This is a genomic window from Streptomyces sp. NPDC045695 (genome assembly GCF_056432025.1).
Window position 1 is genome coordinate 21,468 of the sequence record NZ_JBWKJU010000008.1, and the last position, 21,781, is coordinate 43,248.

At 73.2% G+C, this 21,781-nt stretch carries 22 protein-coding genes and 1 tRNA gene; 16 read left to right on the forward strand and 7 right to left on the reverse strand.

Going from position 1 to position 21,781, the window contains the following annotated elements:
* Nucleotides 1–5: 5 nt before the first annotated feature.
* Nucleotides 6–2,504 carry a transglycosylase domain-containing protein gene (locus tag AC07DU_RS16175; RefSeq protein WP_479111910.1) on the reverse strand — a complete coding sequence of 833 codons (2,499 nt, stop codon included), beginning with the start codon at nucleotides 2,502–2,504 and terminating at the stop codon, nucleotides 6–8.
* A 174-nt stretch (nucleotides 2,505–2,678) separates the two neighbouring features.
* On the opposite strand from AC07DU_RS16175, the gene AC07DU_RS16180 reads away from it, so the two are divergent.
* From AC07DU_RS16180 to AC07DU_RS16195, 4 genes are all read left to right on the forward strand, one after another.
* Complete coding sequence (locus tag AC07DU_RS16180; RefSeq protein ID WP_479111912.1) at nucleotides 2,679–3,506, forward strand: ABC transporter permease; 828 nt, start codon at nucleotides 2,679–2,681, stop codon at nucleotides 3,504–3,506.
* Nucleotides 3,507–3,648: 142 nt separating this feature from the next.
* Complete coding sequence (locus AC07DU_RS16185; RefSeq protein WP_360900550.1) at nucleotides 3,649–4,476, forward strand: ABC transporter permease; 828 nt, start codon at nucleotides 3,649–3,651, stop codon at nucleotides 4,474–4,476.
* Nucleotides 4,477–4,482: 6 nt separating this feature from the next.
* On the forward strand, nucleotides 4,483–5,451 hold the full coding sequence (locus AC07DU_RS16190; protein WP_479035685.1) for an ABC transporter ATP-binding protein: 969 nt from the start codon (nucleotides 4,483–4,485) through the stop codon (nucleotides 5,449–5,451).
* Nucleotides 5,452–5,722: 271 nt separating this feature from the next.
* Complete coding sequence (locus AC07DU_RS16195) at nucleotides 5,723–6,988, forward strand: DUF445 domain-containing protein (RefSeq protein ID WP_479035683.1); 1,266 nt, start codon at nucleotides 5,723–5,725, stop codon at nucleotides 6,986–6,988.
* 160 nt (nucleotides 6,989–7,148) lie between these two features.
* Here the strand turns inward: AC07DU_RS16195 and AC07DU_RS16200 are convergent, their stop codons facing one another.
* The 3 genes from AC07DU_RS16200 to AC07DU_RS16210 form a co-directional block, all read right to left on the reverse strand.
* Nucleotides 7,149–7,628 (reverse strand): hypothetical protein, encoded by a 480-nt coding sequence (locus AC07DU_RS16200; protein ID WP_479111914.1) that lies wholly within the window; start codon nucleotides 7,626–7,628, stop codon nucleotides 7,149–7,151.
* Complete coding sequence (locus AC07DU_RS16205; RefSeq protein ID WP_479111916.1) at nucleotides 7,580–8,128, reverse strand: hypothetical protein; 549 nt, start codon at nucleotides 8,126–8,128, stop codon at nucleotides 7,580–7,582. Before AC07DU_RS16205 ends, AC07DU_RS16200 begins: the two co-directional genes overlap by 49 nt.
* 103 nt (nucleotides 8,129–8,231) lie before the next feature.
* On the reverse strand, nucleotides 8,232–8,786 hold the full coding sequence (locus AC07DU_RS16210; RefSeq protein WP_360900462.1) for a GNAT family N-acetyltransferase: 555 nt from the start codon (nucleotides 8,784–8,786) through the stop codon (nucleotides 8,232–8,234).
* A gap of 229 nt (nucleotides 8,787–9,015) precedes the next feature.
* On the opposite strand from AC07DU_RS16210, the gene AC07DU_RS16215 reads away from it, so the two are divergent.
* Complete coding sequence (locus AC07DU_RS16215) at nucleotides 9,016–9,207, forward strand: hypothetical protein (protein ID WP_479111918.1); 192 nt, start codon at nucleotides 9,016–9,018, stop codon at nucleotides 9,205–9,207.
* Nucleotides 9,208–9,249: 42 nt separating this feature from the next.
* Complete coding sequence (locus AC07DU_RS16220) at nucleotides 9,250–9,552, forward strand: hypothetical protein (protein WP_453374981.1); 303 nt, start codon at nucleotides 9,250–9,252, stop codon at nucleotides 9,550–9,552.
* Nucleotides 9,553–9,559: 7 nt separating this feature from the next.
* Here the strand turns inward: AC07DU_RS16220 and AC07DU_RS16225 are convergent, their stop codons facing one another.
* Nucleotides 9,560–10,555, reverse strand: coding sequence for an SEC-C metal-binding domain-containing protein (locus AC07DU_RS16225; protein WP_453374973.1), 996 nt, complete (start codon nucleotides 10,553–10,555; stop codon nucleotides 9,560–9,562).
* Between the two features lie 56 nt (nucleotides 10,556–10,611).
* Between AC07DU_RS16225 and AC07DU_RS16230 the strand changes: the two genes are divergently transcribed.
* From AC07DU_RS16230 to AC07DU_RS16245, 4 genes are all read left to right on the forward strand, one after another.
* Nucleotides 10,612–11,451 (forward strand): class E sortase, encoded by an 840-nt coding sequence (locus AC07DU_RS16230; RefSeq protein ID WP_479111920.1) that lies wholly within the window; start codon nucleotides 10,612–10,614, stop codon nucleotides 11,449–11,451.
* Nucleotides 11,452–11,530: 79 nt separating this feature from the next.
* Nucleotides 11,531–11,854, forward strand: coding sequence for a DUF6412 domain-containing protein (locus tag AC07DU_RS16235; RefSeq protein WP_360900428.1), 324 nt, complete (start codon nucleotides 11,531–11,533; stop codon nucleotides 11,852–11,854).
* Between the two features lie 151 nt (nucleotides 11,855–12,005).
* Nucleotides 12,006–12,671: a YidC/Oxa1 family membrane protein insertase gene (locus tag AC07DU_RS16240; protein ID WP_479111922.1), complete on the forward strand. Its 666-nt coding sequence runs from the start codon at nucleotides 12,006–12,008 to the stop codon at nucleotides 12,669–12,671.
* 123 nt (nucleotides 12,672–12,794) lie between these two features.
* On the forward strand, nucleotides 12,795–13,652 hold the full coding sequence (locus tag AC07DU_RS16245) for a fumarylacetoacetate hydrolase family protein (RefSeq protein WP_479035651.1): 858 nt from the start codon (nucleotides 12,795–12,797) through the stop codon (nucleotides 13,650–13,652).
* An 81-nt stretch (nucleotides 13,653–13,733) separates the two neighbouring features.
* Here the strand turns inward: AC07DU_RS16245 and AC07DU_RS16250 are convergent, their stop codons facing one another.
* Nucleotides 13,734–14,897 carry a Gfo/Idh/MocA family protein gene (locus tag AC07DU_RS16250; protein WP_479111924.1) on the reverse strand — a complete coding sequence of 388 codons (1,164 nt, stop codon included), beginning with the start codon at nucleotides 14,895–14,897 and terminating at the stop codon, nucleotides 13,734–13,736.
* Nucleotides 14,898–14,937: 40 nt separating this feature from the next.
* Here AC07DU_RS16250 and AC07DU_RS16255 point away from each other — a divergent pair, with 40 nt between their 5' ends.
* From AC07DU_RS16255 to AC07DU_RS16275, 5 genes are all read left to right on the forward strand, one after another.
* Nucleotides 14,938–16,131: an ROK family protein gene (locus AC07DU_RS16255; RefSeq protein ID WP_479111926.1), complete on the forward strand. Its 1,194-nt coding sequence runs from the start codon at nucleotides 14,938–14,940 to the stop codon at nucleotides 16,129–16,131.
* Between the two features lie 347 nt (nucleotides 16,132–16,478).
* Complete coding sequence (locus tag AC07DU_RS16260; protein WP_479111928.1) at nucleotides 16,479–17,228, forward strand: hypothetical protein; 750 nt, start codon at nucleotides 16,479–16,481, stop codon at nucleotides 17,226–17,228.
* Nucleotides 17,229–17,601: 373 nt separating this feature from the next.
* Nucleotides 17,602–18,381: an HAD-IIA family hydrolase gene (locus AC07DU_RS16265; protein ID WP_360898108.1), complete on the forward strand. Its 780-nt coding sequence runs from the start codon at nucleotides 17,602–17,604 to the stop codon at nucleotides 18,379–18,381.
* 147 nt (nucleotides 18,382–18,528) lie between these two features.
* Nucleotides 18,529–19,146 carry a hypothetical protein gene (locus AC07DU_RS16270; RefSeq protein ID WP_360898106.1) on the forward strand — a complete coding sequence of 206 codons (618 nt, stop codon included), beginning with the start codon at nucleotides 18,529–18,531 and terminating at the stop codon, nucleotides 19,144–19,146.
* An 11-nt stretch (nucleotides 19,147–19,157) separates the two neighbouring features.
* Nucleotides 19,158–19,832 (forward strand): class F sortase, encoded by a 675-nt coding sequence (locus tag AC07DU_RS16275; protein WP_360898105.1) that lies wholly within the window; start codon nucleotides 19,158–19,160, stop codon nucleotides 19,830–19,832.
* Nucleotides 19,833–19,911: 79 nt separating this feature from the next.
* Here AC07DU_RS16275 and AC07DU_RS16280 read toward each other — a convergent pair.
* Nucleotides 19,912–19,985, reverse strand: a tRNA-Lys gene (locus AC07DU_RS16280).
* Nucleotides 19,986–20,211: 226 nt separating this feature from the next.
* On the opposite strand from AC07DU_RS16280, the gene AC07DU_RS16285 reads away from it, so the two are divergent.
* Entirely contained in the window at nucleotides 20,212–21,621 is a 1,410-nt protein-coding gene (locus tag AC07DU_RS16285) for a peptidoglycan-binding protein (RefSeq protein ID WP_479112151.1), read from the forward strand.
* Nucleotides 21,622–21,781 lie beyond the last annotated feature (160 nt).

The window sequence follows — 21,781 nt, forward strand, 5'->3', positions numbered from 1 at the left end:
AACGGTCACTCCAGGAACGCGGACGGCGGGCGCGGCCCGTCGGCGGTCCCGCCGTCCGTGCCCCGGGCGCCCGTCGTGCCACCCGTGCCCCTCGTACCGGTGGTCCCGGTCGTGCCCTGCCTGCCCTGCGTGCCCGAGGTGACACCGCCCTGATCGCCTTCGGTGGTGCCGCCGTTGTCCTGGCCCCCGTTGTTCTGGCCCCCGTTGTCCTGACCGCCGTTGTCCTGACCGCCGTTCTGCTGGCCGCCGTTGTCCTGCCCTCCCTGGTTCTGGCCGCCGTTGTCCTGTCCCCCTTGGTTCTGGCCGCCCGTCGGGGTCGGCCGCCCGGGCCGGTTCGGTCGTCCCGTCGGCGGTCCGGTGCGCTCGCCGGGGGTCTCCTCGGGGAAGCTGAACTGCGGGGAGGGGGGCGGTGGGGGCTGCGCCGCGCCGGGCTGGAGTTCCAGTTCGAAGTCGACGGGGTCGGTGCCCTCCAGGGCCGTCTTGGTGTACGCGGCCCAGATCCGGGCCGGGTAGCCGCCCCCGCTGATGCGGCGCTCGCCGAGGGCGCCGTAGAGCGACTGGAGGGTTCCGGTGTCGGGGTCCTGGCCCATCATCGCGACCACGGTGACCAGGTCCGGGGTGTACGCGGCGAACCAGGCCGAGCGGTCCAGTTCCCCGGTGCCGGTCTTGCCCGCCGCCGGGTGGCCGGCGGCGAGTGCCGCCGTACCGGTGCCGTTGTCCACGACGCTGACCAGCATGGACGTGGTGGTGTCGGCGGCCTCGCGGCTGACGGCCTGGGTGGGGGCGCGCTGGGGCAGGCCGATGGTGTCGTCCTCCTTGGTGATCTTCTCCAGGAAGGTGTACGGGGTGAGGCGGCCGTGGTCGGCGAGGGTCGCGTACGCCTGGGTCATGTCCAGGACGCTGGCCTGCAGGGTGCCGAGCGCCATGGCCGGGACCGGTTCGAAGTTCGGGGTGTTCTCGGGGATGCCGAGGGCGATGGCGGTCTGCTTGACCTTCGCCGTGCCGACGTCGACCGCCATCTGGGCGTAGACGGCGTTGACGGAGAGGTCGGTGGCGGTGTTGACGGTGATGTTCCCGTACGAGACCTGGCCCTCGTTCTCGGGGTTGAAGCGGATCCGGCCGCCGACGACGGGGCGCCTGTTGTCGCCGTTGTAGACCGTGTACGGGGTGATCCGGCGGCCGTCCTGGGTGCGTGCGTCGTTCTCGACGGCGGCCGTGAAGACGAACGGCTTGAAGGTGGAGGCGACCTGGTAGTCGTGGCGGGTCGCGTTGTTGACGTACTGCTTCGTGTAGTCGATGCCGCCGTACAGGGCGAGGACCTTGCCGGTGAGCGGGTCGATGGAGACGCCGCCGGCGCGTACGAGCCGGTCCGCCGGGCGGGCTTCCGGGTCGAGTTTGCTGATCATCTGGTCGTCGACGGCGGTGACGAGGGCGTTCTGGCGGCGCTTGTCGATGGTGGTGGTGATGCGGTAGCCGCCTTCGGCGAGGGTCTTGTCGTCGAGGATCTCGCGGTCGACGATGTAGTCCTTGATCGCTTCCACGAGGTAGCCGCGCTGGCCCGAGAGTCCGGCAGCGGCGCGCACCTTGCCCGGCTCGGGGAAGCGGGTCGTGGCGCGTTCGGCGGCGGGCAGCCAGTCCTTCTTGACCATGCCGTCGAGGACGTAGTTCCAGCGGGCGAGGGCGCGGGCGCGGCTCTGGGGGTGGGAGACGACGTCGAAGGCGCTGGGGGAGTTGAGGAGGGTGGCGAGGTAGGCGCCCTCGGCGGTGGTGAGTTTGCCGACGTCCTTGCCGTAGTAGGCCTGGGAGGCGGCCTGGATGCCGTAGGCGTTGCGCCCGAAGTAGCTGGTGTTCAGGTAGCCCTCGAGGATGTAGTTCTTCGATTTTTCGCGACCGAGCTTGATCGCGATGAAGAACTCCTTGACCTTGCGTTTGATCGTCTGTTCCTGGCCCAGGTAGTAGTTCTTGACGTACTGCTGGGTGATGGTCGAACCGGATTGGGTGCCCTTGCCGGTCGCCGTGTTCCAGGCGGCGCGGATCATCGCTTTGGGGTCCACCGCCCGTTCGGAGTAGAAGTCCCGGTCCTCGGCGGCCAGTACGGCCTCCTGGACGGTCCGGGGGATCTGCGAGAGCGGCACGTTGACGCGGTCGACCTCGCCGTCGCGGGCGAGCTGGGAGCCGTCGGCGTAGAGGTACACGTTGGACTGGGCGGTGGCCGCGGCGTTGGCGGGCGGGATGTGGACCAGCAGGTAGCCGGCGACGAGGGCGCCGCCGATCAGCAGGGCGAGGAGCAGCAGACCACCCAGGACCATGCGCCAGGTGGGGAGGGCGCGACGCCAGCCGGTCCGCCGGGGGCCGGGCTTCCGTCCGGCCTTGGCCGGTTCGCCCGCCGGTTCGCCCGGCCGGCCACGGGGTCCCGGCTCCGACGGACCGGCTGGCCTGGGCGGTTCGTCGGGCGTGTCGGGGTCGCGAGGGGCCCAGCCCGGGGGTGGTGACTGGTCGCTCATCTCCAGGGCTCCTCGACGCCGTGCGAAATATCCACTTCTGTACCTCATGGTGTCTACCCGATGACCGGTCATTACGCTCCGGACGGGCGTAAATCGTTCGCGTGGCTCGCCCCTCCGCACTAAGCTCGCGCGCTTTGGCCGACGTAGGAACGACGTGGGAAACGGAGGGATACGGTGCGGCAGGAAGTGCGCAGGAGAGCGGGTCTCTACCTGGCGGTCGCGGCCGGCGGGTTCCGGCGCTACGCCACCTACGGGACCGCGACGGCGGCCGGGGTGTTCACCAACACCGCGTTCGGATTCATCGTCGCGTACACGTACATCGCGCTGTGGGACGAGCGCCCCGGGCTCGGCGGGTACGACCAGGCGCAGGCCCTGACCTTCGTGTGGGTCAGTCAGTCGCTGCTCGCGGCCGCGGCGTTGATCGGGGGCGGCTTCCAGGAGGAGATGCAAGAGCGCGTCCGCACCGGCGACATCGCCGTCGACCTCTACCGCCCGGCGGACCTCCAGATGTGGTGGCTCGCCGCCGACCTGGGCCGGGCCGCCTTCCAGTTGCTGGGGCGCGGTCTGTTCCCGCTGGTGGCCGGGGCGCTGGCCTTCCGGCTGGCGCTGCCCGCGGATCCGCTGCGCTGGCTGCTGTTCCTGGTGTCCGTCACGCTCGGGCTGGTGGTGAGCTTCGCGGTGCGCTACCTGCTGGGGCTGGCCGCGTTCTGGCTGATGGACGGGGCCGGGATCAACATGATGGCCACCGTCGTCTCGATCTTCTTCTCGGGGATGCTGCTGCCGCTGACCGTCTTCCCGGGCGGCTTCGGTGAGTTCGTACGGGTCCTGCCGTGGGCGGCCATGCTCCAGATCCCGATGGACGTGCTGCTGGGCAAGCACGTGGGGGCCGGGAGCGCGGCCGGGGCGCTGGCGTTCCAGGCCGGGTGGGCGGGCGTACTGCTGGGTGCGGGGCGGCTGTTGCAGTCGGCCGCGACGCGCAAGGTGGTGGTCCAGGGTGGCTGAGGTGACGGGGGCGGCTGAGGCGGCTGGGGCGGGTGAGACCGCTCAAGCCGTCGAGACCGCTCACGCGGTCGAGACCGCTCACGCGGTCGAGGTACTGGGCCGACGCGCGCGGGAGCGCGGTCCCGCGCGTGAGTTCACGGCGCTGGAGGTGCCCCGGCGGCATCGCGCCCTGGAGGGGCTGCGCGGCTACGGGCTGATCGTCGCGATGTGGATCCGGTCGACGATGACGTACCGGACGTCCTTCCTCCTCTCCACCTTCGGGAACGCGGCGATCACCCTCCTCGACTTCGTCGCGATCTCCATCATGTTCTCCCACGTGGACGTCCTCGGCGGCTTCACGCTGCCCGAGATCGCCCTGCTCTACGGGTCCTGTTCGGCCTCCCTGGGCCTGGCGGACCTGACCCTCGGCAACACCGACCGGATCGGTGCCCGGATCCGCGACGGTTCGCTCGACACGATGCTGGTGCGCCCGGTCCCGGTGCTCGCGCAGGTCGCGGCGGACCGGTTCGCGCTGCGTCGGCTGGGGCGGATCGGGCAGGGGCTCGGGGTGCTGGCCTGGGCGATCTCCGCGCTGGACGTCGAGTGGACGGCCGGGAAGGTGCTGCTGGTGCCCTTGATGGTCCTGGCCGGCGCGGGGATCTTCGGGGCGGTGATGGTGGCGGGGGCTGCGTTCCAGTTCCTGGCCGGGGACGCGGCGGAGGTACAGAACTCCTTCACCTACGGCGGCTGCACGATGCTCCAGTACCCGCCGACCGTCTTCGCGAAGGACCTGCTGCGCGGGGTGACCTTTGTGGTCCCGCTGGCCTTCGTCAACTGGCTGCCCGCGCTGTACGTGCTGGGCCGGCCCGATCCGCTGGGGCTGCCGGGGTGGGCCGCGTTCCTGAGCCCGCTGGTGGCGCTGGCGGTGTTCGTCCCCGCGTCGCTGGCGTGGCGCGCGGGAGTCCGTTCGTACCGGAGCACGGGGAGCTGAGGAAAGATGACCGAGCCGCTGATCTCACTGGACGGAGTCGAGAAGGTCTTCGACGTACGGCGCCGGGTGAGCCTGATGCGCCGTGAGAAACGCCAGGTCAGGGCGGTGGACGGCATCAGCTTCGAGGTCGCGCGGGGCGAGATGGTCGGCTACATCGGGCCCAACGGCGCCGGGAAGTCGACCACGATCAAGATGCTGACCGGCATCCTGACGCCGAGCGGCGGCCGCCTGCGGGTCGCGGGCATCGACCCCGCGCGGGAGCGGATGCGTCTCGCGCACCGGATCGGGGTGGTGTTCGGGCAGCGCACCACGCTGTGGTGGGACCTGCCGCTGAAGGACTCCTACGGGCTGATGCGGCGGATGTACCGCATCCCGGCGGCGCGCTTCGCGGAGAACCTGGAGCGGTGCGTGGACCGGCTGGACCTGGCCGAGCTGATGGACGTACCGGTCCGGCAGCTGTCGCTGGGGCAGCGGATGCGCGGGGACATCGCGGCGGCGCTGCTGCACGATCCGGACGTGCTGTACCTGGACGAGCCGACGATCGGGCTCGACGTGGTGAGCAAGGCGAAGGTACGGGGCTTCCTGCGGCAGCTGAACGAGGAGCTCGGCACGACGGTGCTGCTCACCACGCACGACCTCCAGGACATCGAGCAGCTGTGCGAGCGCGTGATGGTGATCGACCACGGGCGGCTGATGTACGACGGGCCGCTGGGCGGGCTGCATGCGGCCGGGTCGGCCGGGGAGAGCGAGCGGACCCTGGTCATCGACCTGGAGCGGGAGCTGGCGCCGATCGAGGTGGCGGGTGCGCGGGTGGTGAAGGTGGAGGGGGTGCGGCAGTGGCTGGCGTTCCCGGCGGGGGCTTCGGCGGCGCCGCTCGTGGCCGCGGTGGCGGCGCAGTACCCGCTGCTGGACCTGTCGGTGCGGGAGCCGGACATCGAGGACGTGATCGCGCGGATGTACGCGGGCCGGGGCTGAGGCGGGGCTGAGGAGGCGCTGAGACGGCGCTGTGGCGGGGCTCAGGCGGGGTGAGCCGGGGCTGGGGCCGGGCTGAGGCACCCCATGGAGGCACCTGAACAGCCCGCCACACGGAGTGCGACATGGCATGGCGGGAACTCCACGCGCCTCCCGGGAGTCGGATGCTATGCAGGCAGACACCATCAGCGCCCCTCGGGGAAGGCAGAAGCACGTGGAGAACCCCACCAGAGCCGGAGGCACCGCCCCGCCGGCGCCACCGCCCGTCCGGGGCATGTTCGTGTTCAGCCCCGCGGACGAGGAACGCCGCCGCGGCGTCCGCCGGATGAAGACCACCGCGACGGGGCTGCTCATCCTGGTCGCGCTGGTCTACGTACTGGCCAAGGTCGCCCAGCACGCGTGGGGCGCCGGCGGCTGGGCCGCGTACGTCGCGGCCGCCGCGGAGGCCGGCATGGTCGGCGCACTCGCGGACTGGTTCGCCGTGACCGCCCTGTTCAAGCGGCCGCTCGGGCTGCCCATCCCGCACACGGCGATCATCCCGACCAAGAAGGACCAGCTCGGCGTCACCCTCGGGGAGTTCGTCGGCGAGAACTTCCTCTCCTCCGACGTCGTCAAGGCCCGCCTCCACGCCCTCGGCATCGGCGGCCGCCTCGGCGCCTGGCTGGCGGAGCCCGCGCACGCCGACCGGGTCACGGCGGAGCTGGCCACCGCGCTGCGCGGAGCCCTGACCGTCCTGCGGGACTCCGATGTGCAGGCCGTCGTAGGAGAGGCCATCACGCGGCGCGCGGAGGGCGCCGAGATCGCGCCGGGCATCGGCAAGACACTGGAGCGGGTCGTCACGGACGGCGGGCACCACCGGGCCGTCGACCTCGTGCTGGCCAAGGCCCACGACTGGCTGGTCACGCACGAGGAGTCGATCTCGGACGCGGTCCAGGGCGGCGCCCCGGGCTGGACCCCGCGCTTCGTGGACCGCAAGGTGGGCCATCGCGTCTACAAGGAGCTGCTGCGGTTCCTCACGGAGATGCGGGACATGCCGGCGCACCCGGCGCGCGGGGCGGTGGACCGTTTCCTGACGGACTTCGCGGCCGACCTCCAGTCGGACACGCAGACCCGGGCGAAGGTGGAGCGCCTCAAGTCCGAACTGCTCGCGCGGGGCGAGATCCAGGACATCATCGCCTCCGCCTGGACGGCGATCCGTGCGCTGATCCTCTCGGCGGCGGAGGACGAGCAGAGCGAGCTGCGCCTGCGGGTGCGCGCCTCGCTGGTGTCCCTGGGCGCGCGCCTGGCCAGCGACGGCCGCCTCCAGCACAAGGTGGAGGGCTGGATCGAGGGCGCGGTCGTCTACGTCGTCACCACCTACCGCACGGAGATCACCTCGCTGATCACGGACACGGTGGCGAGCTGGGACGCCGAGCACACCTCCCGCAAGATCGAGGCTCACATCGGCCGTGACCTGCAGTTCATCCGTATCAACGGCACGGTGGTCGGCGCCCTGGCGGGCCTGCTGATCTACACGGTCTCCCGCGCGCTGGGGGCTTAGGCCGTCTCTTCCGGATCTTGTCGGGCCCGCGGCGCCCGGCACCGCACCTCGCCGCGTTGTCGGGGCGCCCGAGTACGTCCCGTACACGGGCGCCCCTCCGCCTTGCGATGCACCGCACCGGACGACCCGGGCTCACCCGACAAGATCCGGAAGAGACGGCCTAAGGCGTCGGCAGCTCCAGTTGGGCGTGTCCCCGCGCGATGACGCCCGGCGGGTTCGAGCGCCCCGCGCCCAGCGCGAGCAGCGCACGCAGCGCGCCGATCACATCGGCCGCCCTGTCCCGCAGGATCGCGGGGGTCGTACTGGCGACCAGGACGCCGTGGGACTCCAGGCGCAGGCGCCGGTGGAGGGTGGCCTGCCAGGAGTCGCGCGTGTAGTGGTACTCCGCCGAGTCGACCTCCAGTGCCACGCCCTCGTCCGGCCAGTACGCGTCCGGGCTGGCCAGGAAGGCGCCGTCCGGGCCGTGGAGGCGCGCGTTCCACAGCGGGGCGGGCAGGTCGGTGAGGGCCAGCGTGTCGCGTGCGCGGCCCTCGGCGATGGAGCGGACCCCGGCGGTCAGCTCGGCGGCCGCCGCCCGGACGGCGGGGCGGGTCAGATCCGGCCGACACGCAGTTCGGCGTGCAGGTCGTGCGGGTGGCACCAGCCGCCCTGGACGACGTTCGCCAGTACGGACCGCACCAGATCCGGATCGTCCGTACGCGCCGCGAAGTCGGCCGCGGCCCGCACCGGCCGGGTACAGGGGACGCCGCAGATGGTGAGCGTGGCGGGCCAGCGGGCGGTCGAGCCGGGCCGGACCCTGCCGACGGCGCGCACCGAGCGCGGGGCGCGGACGAGGACGTCCAGCGGTTCGGGCGGGGCGTCGCGGACGCCCAGGAGCGCGAGGGCCGCGCCGCCCGTGAGCGCGGCGGTGGCGCCGCGGAGCGGGTCGGCCGAGGGCTGGGCGGCGTACAGGACGGCGGACAGCGCGCGCTGGCGGTGGTCGGGCGGCCCGGTCTGGAGCAGGTAGACCCGTGGCAGGAGCCGCTGCCAGGGTCCTCCCCGGCGACTGCGGCCGCCGATGGTGCCGGACGGGATCCCGGCCTGGCGCAGTTGGTGGTAGGTGACCAGGTTCTGCTGGCGCCGTGCGATACGAGTGATCATGCCCGGGATATGCCCGGAGGGCCGGGCGGCGACCCTCGGACGGCGACCTCAGACAGCGATCTCAGACCACGACCCTCGGCCTGCGGCCTTCAGGCTGCGGCCTTCAGGCCGCGGGGCGCGCCGGGGCCGCGGGGTGTTCCGGGGCGAGGAAGACGACGACGCCGTTCGCGGTGCCGGGCAGCGGGGTGACCTCGTGCCAGCCGAGCCGGCGGTAGGTGGCGACGGTGTCGGTGGCCATGCGGGCGGTGAGCAGCCAGGCCCGGGCGTCCGGGGCGTCGGCGGTGATCTCGGCGAGCAGGGCGCGCCCGGTGCCGTGCCCGCGCGCGTGCGGGCGTACGGCGAGCTCGTCGATCTCCAGGGCGCCGACGAGGAGTTCGCGTACGCGCGGACGGCCGAGCTGCGCGGCGACCTGACCGTAGCCACGGTCGCTGGGGAAGGTCTTGGGCGTCAGCCAGCCGGTGGCGAATCCGTCGATGCCGACGGTCGATTGCGCGAAGGCGGTGCGGAAGCCGGCGCGGCGGCTGTCGGCCTGGAGCCGGGCCTGGAACTGGCGAATGGTTTCTTCGTCTTCGTTCCACGGCGGAGCGGAGAAGACCTCGCTGTACGCGTCGGCCAGTTCGTCCGACAGGTCCAGGACGGCCGGTCCATAACAGATCACGTTTGCAGCTCCTTGGGCCGGCTTGGGCGGCTTCGGTCGTATCGCCCCTCTCGAAGAGTGAATCTACGCCGGTGGGGTTCCCGCACCGGCACCTCTACGGATCCGGAGGGTGTGCGACAAATCCGACTTCCGTACGCTCCCGCGCGCGACCCGTACCCGCCCCGCCCGCCCCGCCGTTGAACCACTGCACCCCGTGCACCACGTCCCCGTACGACAACCGGAGCCCCGCGTGCCCACCCACCTCCTGAGCAGAGCGTTCACCGCCCTCGGCGGCTGTGCGGTGGCGTTCTTCATCGTCCTCGGGATCATGGCCGCGCTCCCGCCGGCCGTACGGGACGCCGTCCCGGACGGCGTGCTCGGCGGGATCGTCATCACCCTGGGCCTGACGGGCGCCCGCCGCCTCACCCGCCGCTCGCGTTAGCCTCGGGGAAAACGCGAACGGCTGAAGGAGTCGACGATGGCGATGGCGCAGATCCCCACCTCGCTGGTGACCGCAGGCGGCCTGGTCGGCGGGTACGCGGCCGCCCGCTGGACCGGCCTGCGCCCGCTGGGCGGCGTGGTCCTCGCGGCCGCCGGCACCGTGGCGGCCCGGGAGTGGCACCGCCGCACCTCCCCGACCACCACGGCCGCCCTCACCACGGCCTACCTCGCCGCCTTCGCGGGCTCCCACCCCCTGGCCAAGAAGATCGGCCCCTGGCCTGCGGTCTTCACCGCGGCGGGCACGATGGCCCTGGCCGCGTACGCAGCGGCGGACCGGCCCTCCTAGGCCTCTCTCAACTCCCGTGGCACTCCGCGTACGGCTTGCCCGACTGGCACCAGCAGGAGGCCGTGGGGGTGGGGGGCCAGGGGGTGGCCTTGCCGCGGGCGGCGAGGGTCGTGGCGTATTCGGCCAGGAGGCTGGGGGAGGCCGGGGAGGTCTTCTCGGAGGCGGCGAAGGCTTCGTACGACGGGACGCTCGCCGTGACGATGCCCAGGTTCGTGGTGCCCGAGGCGGCGAGGGCGCGGAGGGAGGCTTCGATCTCGCGGAGGTGGGCTTCGTGCGAGGGGTATTCCGCGGCCAGGGTCGGGTACGACGTGATGAGCTCCGACAGTTCGCGCGCCGGCCAGTGCAGGATCGCCACCGGGAAGGGGCGCGAGAGGGCGGCGCGGCGGTCGCCCAGTTCGGCGCGCAGGCGGGCGATCTCGGCGCGGAGTTCGGCCGGGTCGTCGGAGCCCAGGGCCCAGATGCGCTTCGGGTCGTGGAGCTCGTCGAGGGGGATCGGGCCGACGTGGCGGGTGTCGGCGACCATGTCCCATTCGTCGTGGGGCAGGCCGAGCAGGCGGCGTACCCGGTGGCGGCCCGTCAGGAGGGCGGTCGTGGACCGGGTCAGCGGGGCGTCCTCCGCGATGAGGAGGGTCGCCGCTTCCGTGAAGCAGTCGTGCGCCGCTTCCAACTCGTCGTGCGCTTCGAGGGCTTCCGCGATGACCTCCCAGGGAGCCGGGTCCTTCGGGGACGCGGCGCGGATGCCGGAGATCAGGGCGCGGGCCTCGGGCTCGTGGCCGTACTCCCACAGGTTCGCCGCCTGCAGGGCCTTGATCAGGTGGGGGTCGGCGGGTGAGGAGGAGAGGAGCTGGTCGTACAGCGCGCTGGCGCGGTCCCGGGCGTCGGCAAGTTCGAGGTGGGCCGCTGCCTGGAGCAGCAGCGGTTCCTGGTCCTCGGGGTAACGGGTCGCCGTGCGGATGAGGCGCTCGGCTTCGGCGATGTGCTCAGCAGGCGTGTCAGGGCGCATGGTTCACACCGTACTGCCGCTGGTCAGTTGGCGGGGGAGGACTTAAGGTGCCGCCCGTGCGAGATCGCGTACCCGTGGTGGTGCAGGGGAGCGGCCGGCGGGCGCGCCGGGCCGGTTTCGCGGGGGTGCTGTGGGCTGCCGCAGAGCTGACCGTCACCGTGGGCGTGGTGGTCCTGTTGCTGGTGGTGCACCAGGGGTGGTGGACGAACCGGCAGGCCGCGGCCTCGGCGCAGGATCAGGTCCATGCCCTGGAGAGGGAGTGGGGGGATGCCCAGCCCGTGGGGGTCCCTGAGCCCGGACCGGTCGTCTCCGGCACTGCTCCGGCTACGGATCCGGCCGGGGCCGGGCGGACCGGGGCCGGGGCCGGGGCCGGTTCCGGGGAGTCCGCCGGTGCCGGGGCGGGTGGCGGGCCCGCGCCTTCCCGGTCCGCCCGGCCCGCCGCCGAGCCGCCGGCCCGGGACCGGGCGTACGCCGTCCTGCGCATCCCGCGCCTCGGGCTCGTCGTGCCCGTCGCGCAGGGGACCGACAAGCGGACCGTGCTCGACAAGGGGTACGTCGGGCAGTACCCCGGGACCGCCGCGCCCGGGGCGGAGGGGAACTTCGCGCTGGCCGGGCACCGCAACACCCACGGCGAACCGTTCCGGTACATCAACCGGCTGCGGGCGGGCGACGAGCTGATCGTGGACGTGCGGGGGTGGCGCCACGTGTATGTGGTGGGCAAGATCCTGAACGAGACGACCGAGCGGGACACCGGGGTGATCGCCCCGGTGCCGCGGAGCCTGGTGAAGCCGGACCAGGGGTACCGCGAGCCCGGCGCGTACATCACGCTCACGACGTGCACGCCCGAATACAGCTCCAAGTACCGGCTGGTGGTGTGGGGGACCCTGAGGTCCTGACCCCCATCCCCGTTGTCGGTGGGCCCCGTTAGTATCGATCGGAGGAACGAACGGTGGGGATGGAGAGGGGGAGGTCCGCATGGCTCGGCAACGACGCGGTGGGCGCTCACTGTCCCTTGCCGTACTGCTCTCACTCGTGCTGCTCGGGGGAGTCCTCGGGCTGCTCCTCGGGGAGGGCGGGCTGAGCGCCGTCGTGGTCGCCCTCGCCGCGACCGCGGCCACCGTCGCCGTGGGCGCCGCCGCCCTGGCCGTGTGCCTCGTACGGCCCGTGCCGCCGCATCGCATACGCACCGCGATCCGCGATCGCGAGCAGCGCACGGCGTTCCTGCCGCAGCGTGATCCCGACGCCTCCGGCCGCTCGCGGCCCAGGGCGCCCGGCCGTCCGGTCCTGACGGCCGCGTAGGGGCGCGCAGTTCTCGCCCGCTGATCTGCTGGTTCGCTGATCGCTGATTACTCACCGCTGATCACTGTTGTCGCCCCCTCGTGGGTCGTCACGCCGAAATGCGCATCTGTGCACCTTTTCGACGTTCGACGAGACCCTTCGGAGGGCCCGCGTGTCTGTCTTTTTCACCCGCCTTGTCGTGGAGCTGGGCCGGCTTCTGGAGCCGGTGCTGGCCGAGTCCGCGACCGCTGCCGCGATCGTGCTGTTCACCGTGCTCGTACGGCTCGCGCTGCACCCGCTCAGCCGGGCCGCCTTCCGGGGCGCGACCCCGGTGGCCGGGTGTCTGCCGGTGCTGTTGCAGCTGCCGGTGTTCTTCCTGATGTACCAGGCCTTCTCCTCGGCGCAGGAGTTGCTCGGGCACCGGCTGTTCGGCGCCCCCCTGGGGGCCCGGTGGTTCGACGCGCTGGGGGAGGGCGGCCCGTTCGGGGCGCAGGGGCTGGTGTTCCTCGGGCTGTTCGCCGCGATCGCGGGGGTGGCCGCCTGGAGCGCGGTGCGGGGGCGCCGGGCCGCCGCGAGCTCGCCGGCCGCGAGCTCGCCGGCCGCGCCGCCGGCCGCGCCCGTGCCCGCGACCACCGGGGCGGCGTCCGCGATGAGTGCCGAGCAGCAGGAGGTCATGCGCAAGCTGGGCGGCGTACTGCCCCTGCTGTCGTTCGGGACGCTGATCACCGCCGCCGTGGTGCCGCTGGCCGCGGGGCTGTACCTGCTGACCACCACCGCGTGGTCCGTCGCGGAGCGGGCCTGGCTCCAGGCGCGCGGAGGACAGCGTTCCACCCTGTGAACAGGGTCTTGCGGATGGGACGGGTTTCTTGGAGGATCAGCCAATCCTCCGATGGCCGCAACCCATCGGCCGGCCCATGGGCACGCCCATGGGCCGACCACCCACGACCACGGGAGAAAGCCCATGAAGCTGCTGCGTGTCGGACCCGTAGGGTCGGAGCGCCCCGCGCTGCTCGACCAGGACGGCACCCTGCGTGACCTGTCCGGCCTGATCACGGATGTGGACGGCGAGCTGCTCGCCGAGGACTCCGTACTCTCCCGGGTGCGGGAAGCGGCAGGATCCGGCGAGCTTCCCGTGCTGGACGCCGAGGGGCTGCGGATCGGTGCGCCCGTCGGCCGCATCGGCAAGGTCGTGGGCATCGGGCTGAACTACTTCGGCCACGCGGCGGAGATCGGCGCGGAGCCGCCGGCCGAGCCGATCATGTTCCTGAAGGCCGCGGACACCGTGGGCGGCCCGGACGACACGGTGCTGATCCCGCGCGGCAGCGTGAAGACCGACTGGGAGGCCGAGCTCGGCGTCGTCATCGGCGCCACCGCCCGCTATCTGGCCTCCGCCGAGGAGGGCCTCGCACACGTCGGCGGTTACGTACTGGTCAACGACGTCTCGGAGCGCGAGTTCCAGATCGAGCGCGGCGGCACCTGGGACAAGGGCAAGAACTGCGAGACCTTCACCCCGCTCGGCCCCTGGCTCGTCACCGCCGACGAGGTCCCGGACCCGCAGGTCCTGGACGTGAAGCTGTGGGTGAACGGCGAGCTCAAGCAGGACGGCAACACCTCGGACCAGATCTTCCCGGTCGGCGAGGTGGTCCGGTACCTGAGCCAGTTCATGACCCTGTACCCGGGCGATGTCATCGTGACGGGCACGCCGGGCGGCGTGGCCATGGGCCAGCCGGACCCGAAGCCGTACCTGCGGGCCGGTGACGTCGTGGAGCTGGAGATCGAGGGGCTCGGCCGCCAGCGCCAGGAGTTCAAGAGCGCGTAGACGAGTCGATGGGCTGGAGGGAGGGGGCGGGCTGCCGGTGGGCGGCCCCGCCCCTTTCCCGATTCAACGACCTCGCGGTGTCTAGAGCGTCGGACGTCCTGTCGCCTCGGGCGTCGCGGCGGGGATCTCCACCACCACGCCGTCCCGCGAGGACGTGCGGGCCGCCTCCAGTACGTCCAGGCAGTGCGCGGCCTCGTACGCCGTGACCGGCGCGGGTCCGCCGTCGCGCAGGGCGGCGGCCACCGCCGCGTAATACGCCGGGTAGTCGCCCGGCGCGGTCGGGACCGGGGTTCCGCCGCCGGTCAGCGGGGATTCACCGGAGCCCAGCCGCCCCCAGAGGTGCTCGGGCTCCTCGCCCCACGGCGCGCCCGCCCCCGGGCGCAGCCCCTCGCGCAGGGCGCCCTCCTGGGGGTCGAGGCCGTACTTGACGTAGCCGGCCCGGGAGCCCAGGACACGGAAGCGCGGGCCGAGTTGGGCGGTGGTCGCGCTGACGTACAAGTGCGAGCGGATCCCGTTCGCGTGGGTGAGCGCGATGAAGGTGTCGTCGTCGGTCTGGGCGCCCTGGCGCCGTACGTCGGCCTCCGCGTAGACCCGTACGGCCGGACCGAACAGGACGAGTGCCTGGTCCACCACGTGGCTGCCGAGGTCGTAGAGCAGGCCGCCGATCTCCTCCGGGGCGCCGGACTCGCGCCAGCCGCCCTTGAGCTGGGGGCGCCAGCGCTCGAAGCGGGACTCGAAGCGCTGGATCTCGCCGAGTTCGCCGTCGGCGAGGAGGCGGCGCAGCGTGAGGAAGTCGTTGTCCCAGCGGCGGTTCTGGAAGACGGAGAGGAAGGTTCCGCGACGGTCCGCGAGGTCGGCGAGCGCGCGGGCTTCGGCGGCGGTCGCGGCGAGCGGCTTGTCCACGACCACCGGGACGCCGGCTTCGAGGGCGGCGGTGGCGAGCGGGACGTGCGTCCGGTTGGGGGAGGCGATCACGACGAGGTCGAGCTCCTGCCCCCGGTCCCACAGCTCGGCCGGGGTGGCGGCGATGCGGACGTCGGGGAACTCCGCGCGGGCCTGGGCCTGCCGGGCCGGGTCGGAGGTGACGACCGTGTCGAGGACGAGCCCGGGGGTGGCGGCCACGAGAGGGGCGTGGAAGACGGAACCGGCGAGTCCGTAGCCGATGACCCCGACGCGCAGGGGCGTGCCGGGGGTGGAGGGCGTGGAGGGCGTGGAGGGGGTGGTGGAGGGGGCGGGGGTGCTCATGGCCCTACTTTGGCAACAGTGTTGCCGAAGTGCAAGGAACATGGACAATGGGCAGGTGAACAGGGGTAGCGGGGACAGGATGGGCGGGGTGAACCTGCCGGCGCTGCGCGGGCACAACGAGGCGTTGCTGCTGGATCTGCTGCGCGGCGCCGGCCCGGCGGGTCTGGGCCGCAGCGAGCTCGCGGCCCGTACGGGGCTCACCCCGCAGGCCGTCAGCAAGATCACTGCACGGCTCGGCGCGGAGGGGCTGGTCGCGGAGGCCGGCCGCGCGGCGTCCACCGGCGGCAAGCCGCGCACCCTGCTGCGGCTGGTGCCGGAGGCCCGGTACGCGGTCGGGGTGCACCTGGACCGCGACGAACTGAGGGCGGTACGGGTCGACCTCACGGGCCGGGTCGTCGCCGAGGGCGCCGGTCCGCTGGACTTCGGGGCCGGGCCGGAGGCGGCGGTGGCGGCGGTGGAGGCGGCCGTACGGGAGGTCGCGCGGGGGTCGGACCCTGGCGCCGGGCCGGTGGCGCTGCTGGGCGTGGGGGTGGCCGCGCCGGGGCCGCTCGATCACTGGGCCGGGGTGATGGGGCGGGTGACGGGGTTCCCGCAGTGGGAGGGCTTCGCGCTGCGGGAGGTGCTGGAGGGGCGGCTGGGGGTGCCGGTGGTGCTGGACAAGGACACGAATGCGGGGGCGGCTGCCGCCGCGGCGGGGTTCGGGGCCGGTGGGTTCGGGGCCGCCGGGGTCGGGGCCGGTGCGTTCGGGAGGGCTGGGGGTGGGCTCGGTACGGCGGTGTACGTGCACGTGGGCACCGGGCTCGGGGCGGGGCTGTGGCTGGGCGGCGGGGTGTACCGGGGGGCGCGGTCGGCGGCGGGGGAGTTCGGCCACCAGGTGCTGCGGCTGGACGGCCCGCCGTGCCGGTGCGGGGGGCGGGGCTGCGCGGAGGTGCTGTGCCTGGGGGCGGTGGCGCGGGGGGATCTGCGCGAGGCGGCGCGGATCCTGGGTGAGGGCGTCGCGAACCTGGTCGCGCTGCTGGATGTGGACCGGGTGTGGCTCGGAGGGCGGGTCGTGGCGGCGGCCCCGGAGGTGTTCGTGGCGGCAGTGCGGGGGGTGTTGGGCGAGCGTGTGGCTCCGCGGGGGGCTCCGCGGGGGGCTCCGCCGGTCGGGCCGGTGGTTGAGCTGGCGGAGGTCGGGGTGGCGGAGGGGGCGGCGGAGCTGGCGCTGGCGTCGTTGTTCGGGAGGGCGGGGTGACGGGCCCCGGCCGGGTGCCGCGCTGTGTCGGTGTCGGTGCCGGGGCCGGTGCCGGTGCGGTGTCGGGTGCAGCGCCGTTGCCGGGGGCGCTGCCCCCGGGCCCCCGCGCCTCAAACGCCGGCGGGGCTGAAGCAGTGCCGGGCGGGGCTGAGGCAGGGCCGGGCGGGGCTGCAAAGGTGAAAGCCGCCGCTGGTTGGCCCCCTGCGCTGTTCGGGCGTAAAGCGGGAGGCGGCTAGGCGTGGTGCTCGGTGTGGGAGGAGGGTGGCGTGGCAGGGTGCGGGCTGGGCCGGGGTGATGGTCACCTGGTCCGACTATCGTCCCCGTCCGGCGAGCAGCGAAGGTCTTCCATGCGACTGCGCAAAGCCCTTGCCCTCACCGCCGTACTGGCCGCCGCCCTGGTCGCCACCGCCCCCACCGCCCTCGCGGACGTCGGCGCGGGCGGCGGGGCCCGTCCCGCGCCCGCGCTGCCGTCCCGCGCGCTGGCCACCTGCGGCGACGGGAAGAGCACCGCCTTCCCCATCGGCGCGCGCATCCGGGGCGGCCCGGCCGTGTACCGGACCGGCGCCGGCGCGCAGACCTGGTACCTGGACCTGACCAACACCACCGGTTCCCGGTGCACCGCCATCCACCCCGTCGTCGTCTTCACCGACAAGGCGCGCGCCCTGCGCCCCGCGCACCTGCGGATGGAGTTCGACGCCCCGGGCGGCACCTTCCCCGCCAGCCTGGAGCACACCGACCGCGACGAGATCATCGCCGTCTTCGACGGCGGTGACGCCTTCCCCGGTTTCACCGTCGGTGCCGGCGCGTCCCTGACCGTCAAGGTCGCCCTCGCCTTCGCCCCCGACGCCCCCACCGGCGAGGTCCTCGCCGACGCCGCCCTCGTGCAGCGCAAGAGCGACGACGGCGACTGGGTCGGCGAGGCGGCCGGCTACCGCTTCTCCGTCGAGGGCCCGGAGGATTCCGGCGAAGCGGGCTCCCTCGCCCACACCGGCCGCCGCGCCTGGGGATACGGAGCCGGCGCCGGCGCCGTGGCCGCGGTCGCCGCCGGTGGCGGGCTGCTGCTGGGGGCCCGGCGGGTGCGGACCGCCCCGCGCTGACCGCCGCGCTGATCCGCCTGCGGACCGGTCCCGCGCTGACCCGCCTGCGGACCGGTCCCGCGCTGACCCGCCTGCGGACCGGTCCCGCGCTGATCCGCCTGCGGACCGGTCCCGCGCTGACCCGCCTATGGACCGCCCCGCGCTGATCCCCCTCCGCCGCGGCCCGTACCGGCGTCGTTCGTGTCGCGGGCCGTTCATTTCGCCCGCCCAGAGTCTCCGCGCGCTCCGCGGGCCGCTCTCCCGCGCTCCTCGCGCCGCCCCGGGGTCCGGGCTGTGGACGGCCAAGGCGTCCACGGCCCGGCCCCGATAGGGTGGTACAGACCACACGTCAAAGGTCAGAGGGTAAGGGCCAAAGAGAGCGGAGAACAGTCCAGTGGCAGAGCGCAAGCCGATCGAATCCTGGCTCACCGACATGGACGGGGTCCTCATCCACGAGGGCATTCCGATCCCGGGCGCGGATGCCTTCATCAAGCGGCTGCGCGAGTCCGGCAAGCCCTTCCTGGTGCTGACCAACAACTCCATCTACACCCCGCGCGACCTCCAGGCCCGCCTGTTCCGCATGGGCCTGGACGTCCCCGTCGAGAACATCTGGACCTCCGCGCTGGCCACCGCGAAGTTCCTCGACGACCAGCGCCCCGGCGGCACCGCGTACGTCATCGGCGAGGCCGGCCTGACCACCGCCCTGCACGACATCGGCTACATCCTGACCGACCACGAGCCCGACTACGTGGTCCTGGGCGAGACCCGCACGTACAGCTTCGAGGCCATGACGAAGGCGGTCCGCCTGATCAACGCGGGCGCGCGCTTCATCTGCACCAACCCGGACGAGACCGGCCCCTCCGCCGAGGGTCCGCTCCCGGCCACCGGCGCGGTCGCCGCGCTGATCACCAAGGCGACCGGCAAGCGCCCGTACTTCGCAGGCAAGCCGAACCCGCTGATGATGCGCACGGGACTGAACGCCATCGGCGCCCACTCGGAGACCAGCGCGATGATCGGCGACCGGATGGACACCGACGTGCTGGCCGGCCTGGAGGCGGGCATGCAGACCTTCCTCGTCCTCACCGGCCTGACCACCGCCCAGGACACCGAGCGGTTCCCGTACCGCCCGACCAGGACGGTCGACTCGATCGCGGATCTGGTCGACCTCATCTGAGCGCGAGGCGGCCGGGGGCCGCGCCCGGCCCCGCGCGTTCGGCGGACAGGGCGTAACCCGTTTGAGGCGTACGGCTGACACGTACGGCGCCGTTCGGGATGCGGAGCGGCGCGCCGCGCGTGAATCTCCTTGACGAGGAGGTTCACCATGCGCAGTGTTCCGATCGCTCTCCGCGCCGCGGGGGTGGCCGTCGCCCTGACGGCACTCTCCGCGGTGGCCGCGCCCGTAGCCCTCGCCGGCGAGGAGGACCGCGGTGGCCGCGGCGACCGCGGCAGCATCACCGTCGACCCGAACCCGGCCCACCCCGGAGCGCAGGTCAAGCTGCGCGTCCACGGGTGCGAGGGCACCAGGGGTTCGGCCAAGTCCTCCGTCTTCGTGGCGGACGCCGACCTGTACGGCCGTGACGGCGGCCGCAGCCCGCTCTACGGCGACGCGATGATCAGCTCGCACGCCTCGCCCGGCTGGCACTCCGTCCGGGTGACCTGCGACGGCCATGACACGGTCAGCGGATCCGTCCAGATCTCCGAGTACCGCCCCGACCACCACCCCTCGCCGTTCTGGCCGGTCCACGCGGGTGGCGGCGGCATGGCCGCCGAGCTCGCCGCGGCCGATCCGGCCGCCGCCGCTGCCACGGCGAAGAAGCAGCACGGCGACGACGGCCCCGGCCTGCCGCACACGGTGATCGGCGCCGTCCTCGCGGCGGCGGCCACCCTGGCGGTGGCGGGCCGCGCGCTGACGCTGCGCCGCCGCCGCAGCGGTGAATGAGCGGGGGCCGCATGAGTGAGGGGCGTACGGGTGAGGGCAGGTCTGCCGCCGGCGGCCGCCTGTTGACCTTCACCGCCTGGTCGGTGCTGGTGCTCGGCCTGTGGCTGTGGGGCCGCCAGCTCACCGGGGTGCCGGTCCCGGTCGCCGGTCAGGCGGGCGGGTCGGTGGGACGCGGGCTGCCGGCCGCGCACGCCCCACTCGCCGGGGCCCTGCCCCAGCGGGTCGACGTGCCCTCCATAGGCATCCAGGCCCCGGTGGTCCCCCGGGGCCTGGACAAGGACGGCGGGATCGACCCGCCCCCGTACGACAGCCCGGGCACCGTGGGCTGGTGGGGCAAGGGCGCCCAGCCGGGGACCGCCGGCGCCGCGCTGATGGTGGGGCACGTGGACACCCGGTCCAAGCCGGCGGTGTTCTACGGCCTGAGCTCGGCGCAACCGGGCGACAAGGTCCGGGTCGTGCGGGCGGACGGCTCGGTCGCCGAGTTCACGATCGAGGACGTACAGGTCTACGAGCGCTCGGCCTTCGACGCGCACAAGGCGTACGGCCAGCGGATCAAGGGCCGGGCCGAGTTGAGGCTGGTGACCTGCGGGGGCTCGTACGACAAGGTGGCCAAGCAGTACACGGCCAATGTGGTGGTCTCCGCCTACCTGACGGGCGTCGGAATCCGCCCGGGCGCGGCGGCGTAGGAGCCCGCGTTCCGGCGGCAGCGAAACGGCAACGAAGAAACCCCCCGCAGCTTTCGCTGTGGGGGGTTTCCTCCGTCTGTGCGCCGCCAGGGACTCGAACCCCGGACCCGCTGATTAAGAGTCAGCTGCTCTAACCAACTGAGCTAGCGGCGCTTGCTGACAGGGAAAACTCTACCCCACCTCCGCAGGTGCTCGTGACCAGCCACGCCCGCCTTGTCCGATTAACCCATGTTTGAGGGGGTTGTCGTGCACGATATGTCTGGCCGTGCCTCATCTGATGCTTTATCAGATGAGGCCCCGGTCGACCAGTGGACGAGCAGGGGACGAGCAGGGGAGTGGACGGAACCGCATGACGATGCAGCCTCCGACGCATGTGCAGATGCCGATGCCCGCCTTCGAGGAGTACGAGCCCGCGGGCGACTGCGTGTGCCGGGGATGCGCCCAGAGCCGCCGCGCCCTCGCCCGCGCGCGGGCCGTACCGCTGCGCGACGGCGGTCATCCCGCGGCCCGCGGGGCCCGCCGGGCGCTGGTCCTGGCCACCGCCGCGGGGGTGGTCCTCACCGGTGGCGGCGCGCCCGCGGCGGCGGTGACGACCCCGACTCCCGGTCCTGGTCCTGGTCCGGTGGCCCTGGACGATCCCGGTTCCCCGCAGGGCGGCCGGACCCCGCTGCACGGCCCGAAGGGGAGCCCGGTCGGGAAGCCGGGCGCCCCGGGGCGGCCCGCCGCCGTGAAGCGGATCGAGCGCGCGACGATCATCAACCGGGCGAAGCTGTGGCTGGACGCGAAGGTCCCGTACAGCATGTCCGAGTACTGGACGGACGGCTACCGGCAGGACTGCTCGGGCTTCGTCTCCATGGTCTGGAACCTTGGTACGAACGAGTGGACCGGCAGCCTCGACAAATTCGCCACCAAGATCGCCAAGGAGGAGTTGCTGCCGGGGGACATGCTGCTCTTCCACAACCCGGCGGACCCCAACAACGGCTCGCACGTGGTGATCTTCGGCGGCTGGGTCGACGAGACGCGCACGCACTACGTCGCCTACGAGCAGACGCGTCCGACGACGCGGAAGCTGGCCACGCCCTACGGGTACTGGACCAACGCGGCGAAGTACGTCCCGTACAGGTTCAACGGGGTGACGGGCGGGATCGTCCCGCCGGTGCCGGAGGTCCCCGTGCTCGTACCCCCCGTACCCCAGCCGCCGGGCACGCAGCCGCCGGGCGCCGAGCCGCCGGCCTCGGGTCCGAAGCCCGGGGACGTGACGGTCTTCCCGGGGGCGGACAAGTTCGGCCCGGGCGCCACGAACGAGCACGTGGCCCAGCTGGGCCGGATGCTGATCGAGCGCGGCGCGTACCGCTTCTACCCGAAGGGGCAGGCCGGCCGTACGTGGACGGACGCCCACCGCCTGTCGACCCAGGCGTTCCAGCTCGCGCAGGGCTGGCTGGGCGCCGACGCCGACGGCCTCCCCGGCGCGCACACCTGGCGGCTGCTGGTCGAGCACCAGGGCCGGGACATCCCGCCGACGGTGGACGCCGCGCCGGGCCCCGGCGGGGTACGGGCCTACCCCGGGGCGGCGGTGTTCCGCCCGGGCCGGTCCCACCCGGCCGTCGCGGCCCTGGGCCGCCAACTGATCAAGAAGGGCTTCGGCAAGCACTACACGTCCGGGCCGGGCCCGCGCTGGAGCGAGACCGACCGCCGCAACGTCGAGGCCTTCCAACGCGCGCAGGGCTGGCGCGGCGCCTCGGCCAACGGCTACCCGGGCCCGGAAACCTGGCGCCGGCTGTTCGCATGACGGAGGTAACGATGTTCCCCACGCACACCACCTCAACGACGGGCACCCTCCACGTCCCGCCGACGGTCGCGCCTGCGGCGGTTGCGCCTACGGCCGTTGCGCCTGCGGCGGGCTCGGCCGGGGCTGTGGACACCGCCACTGCCTCGCTCGCCCGCCCAGG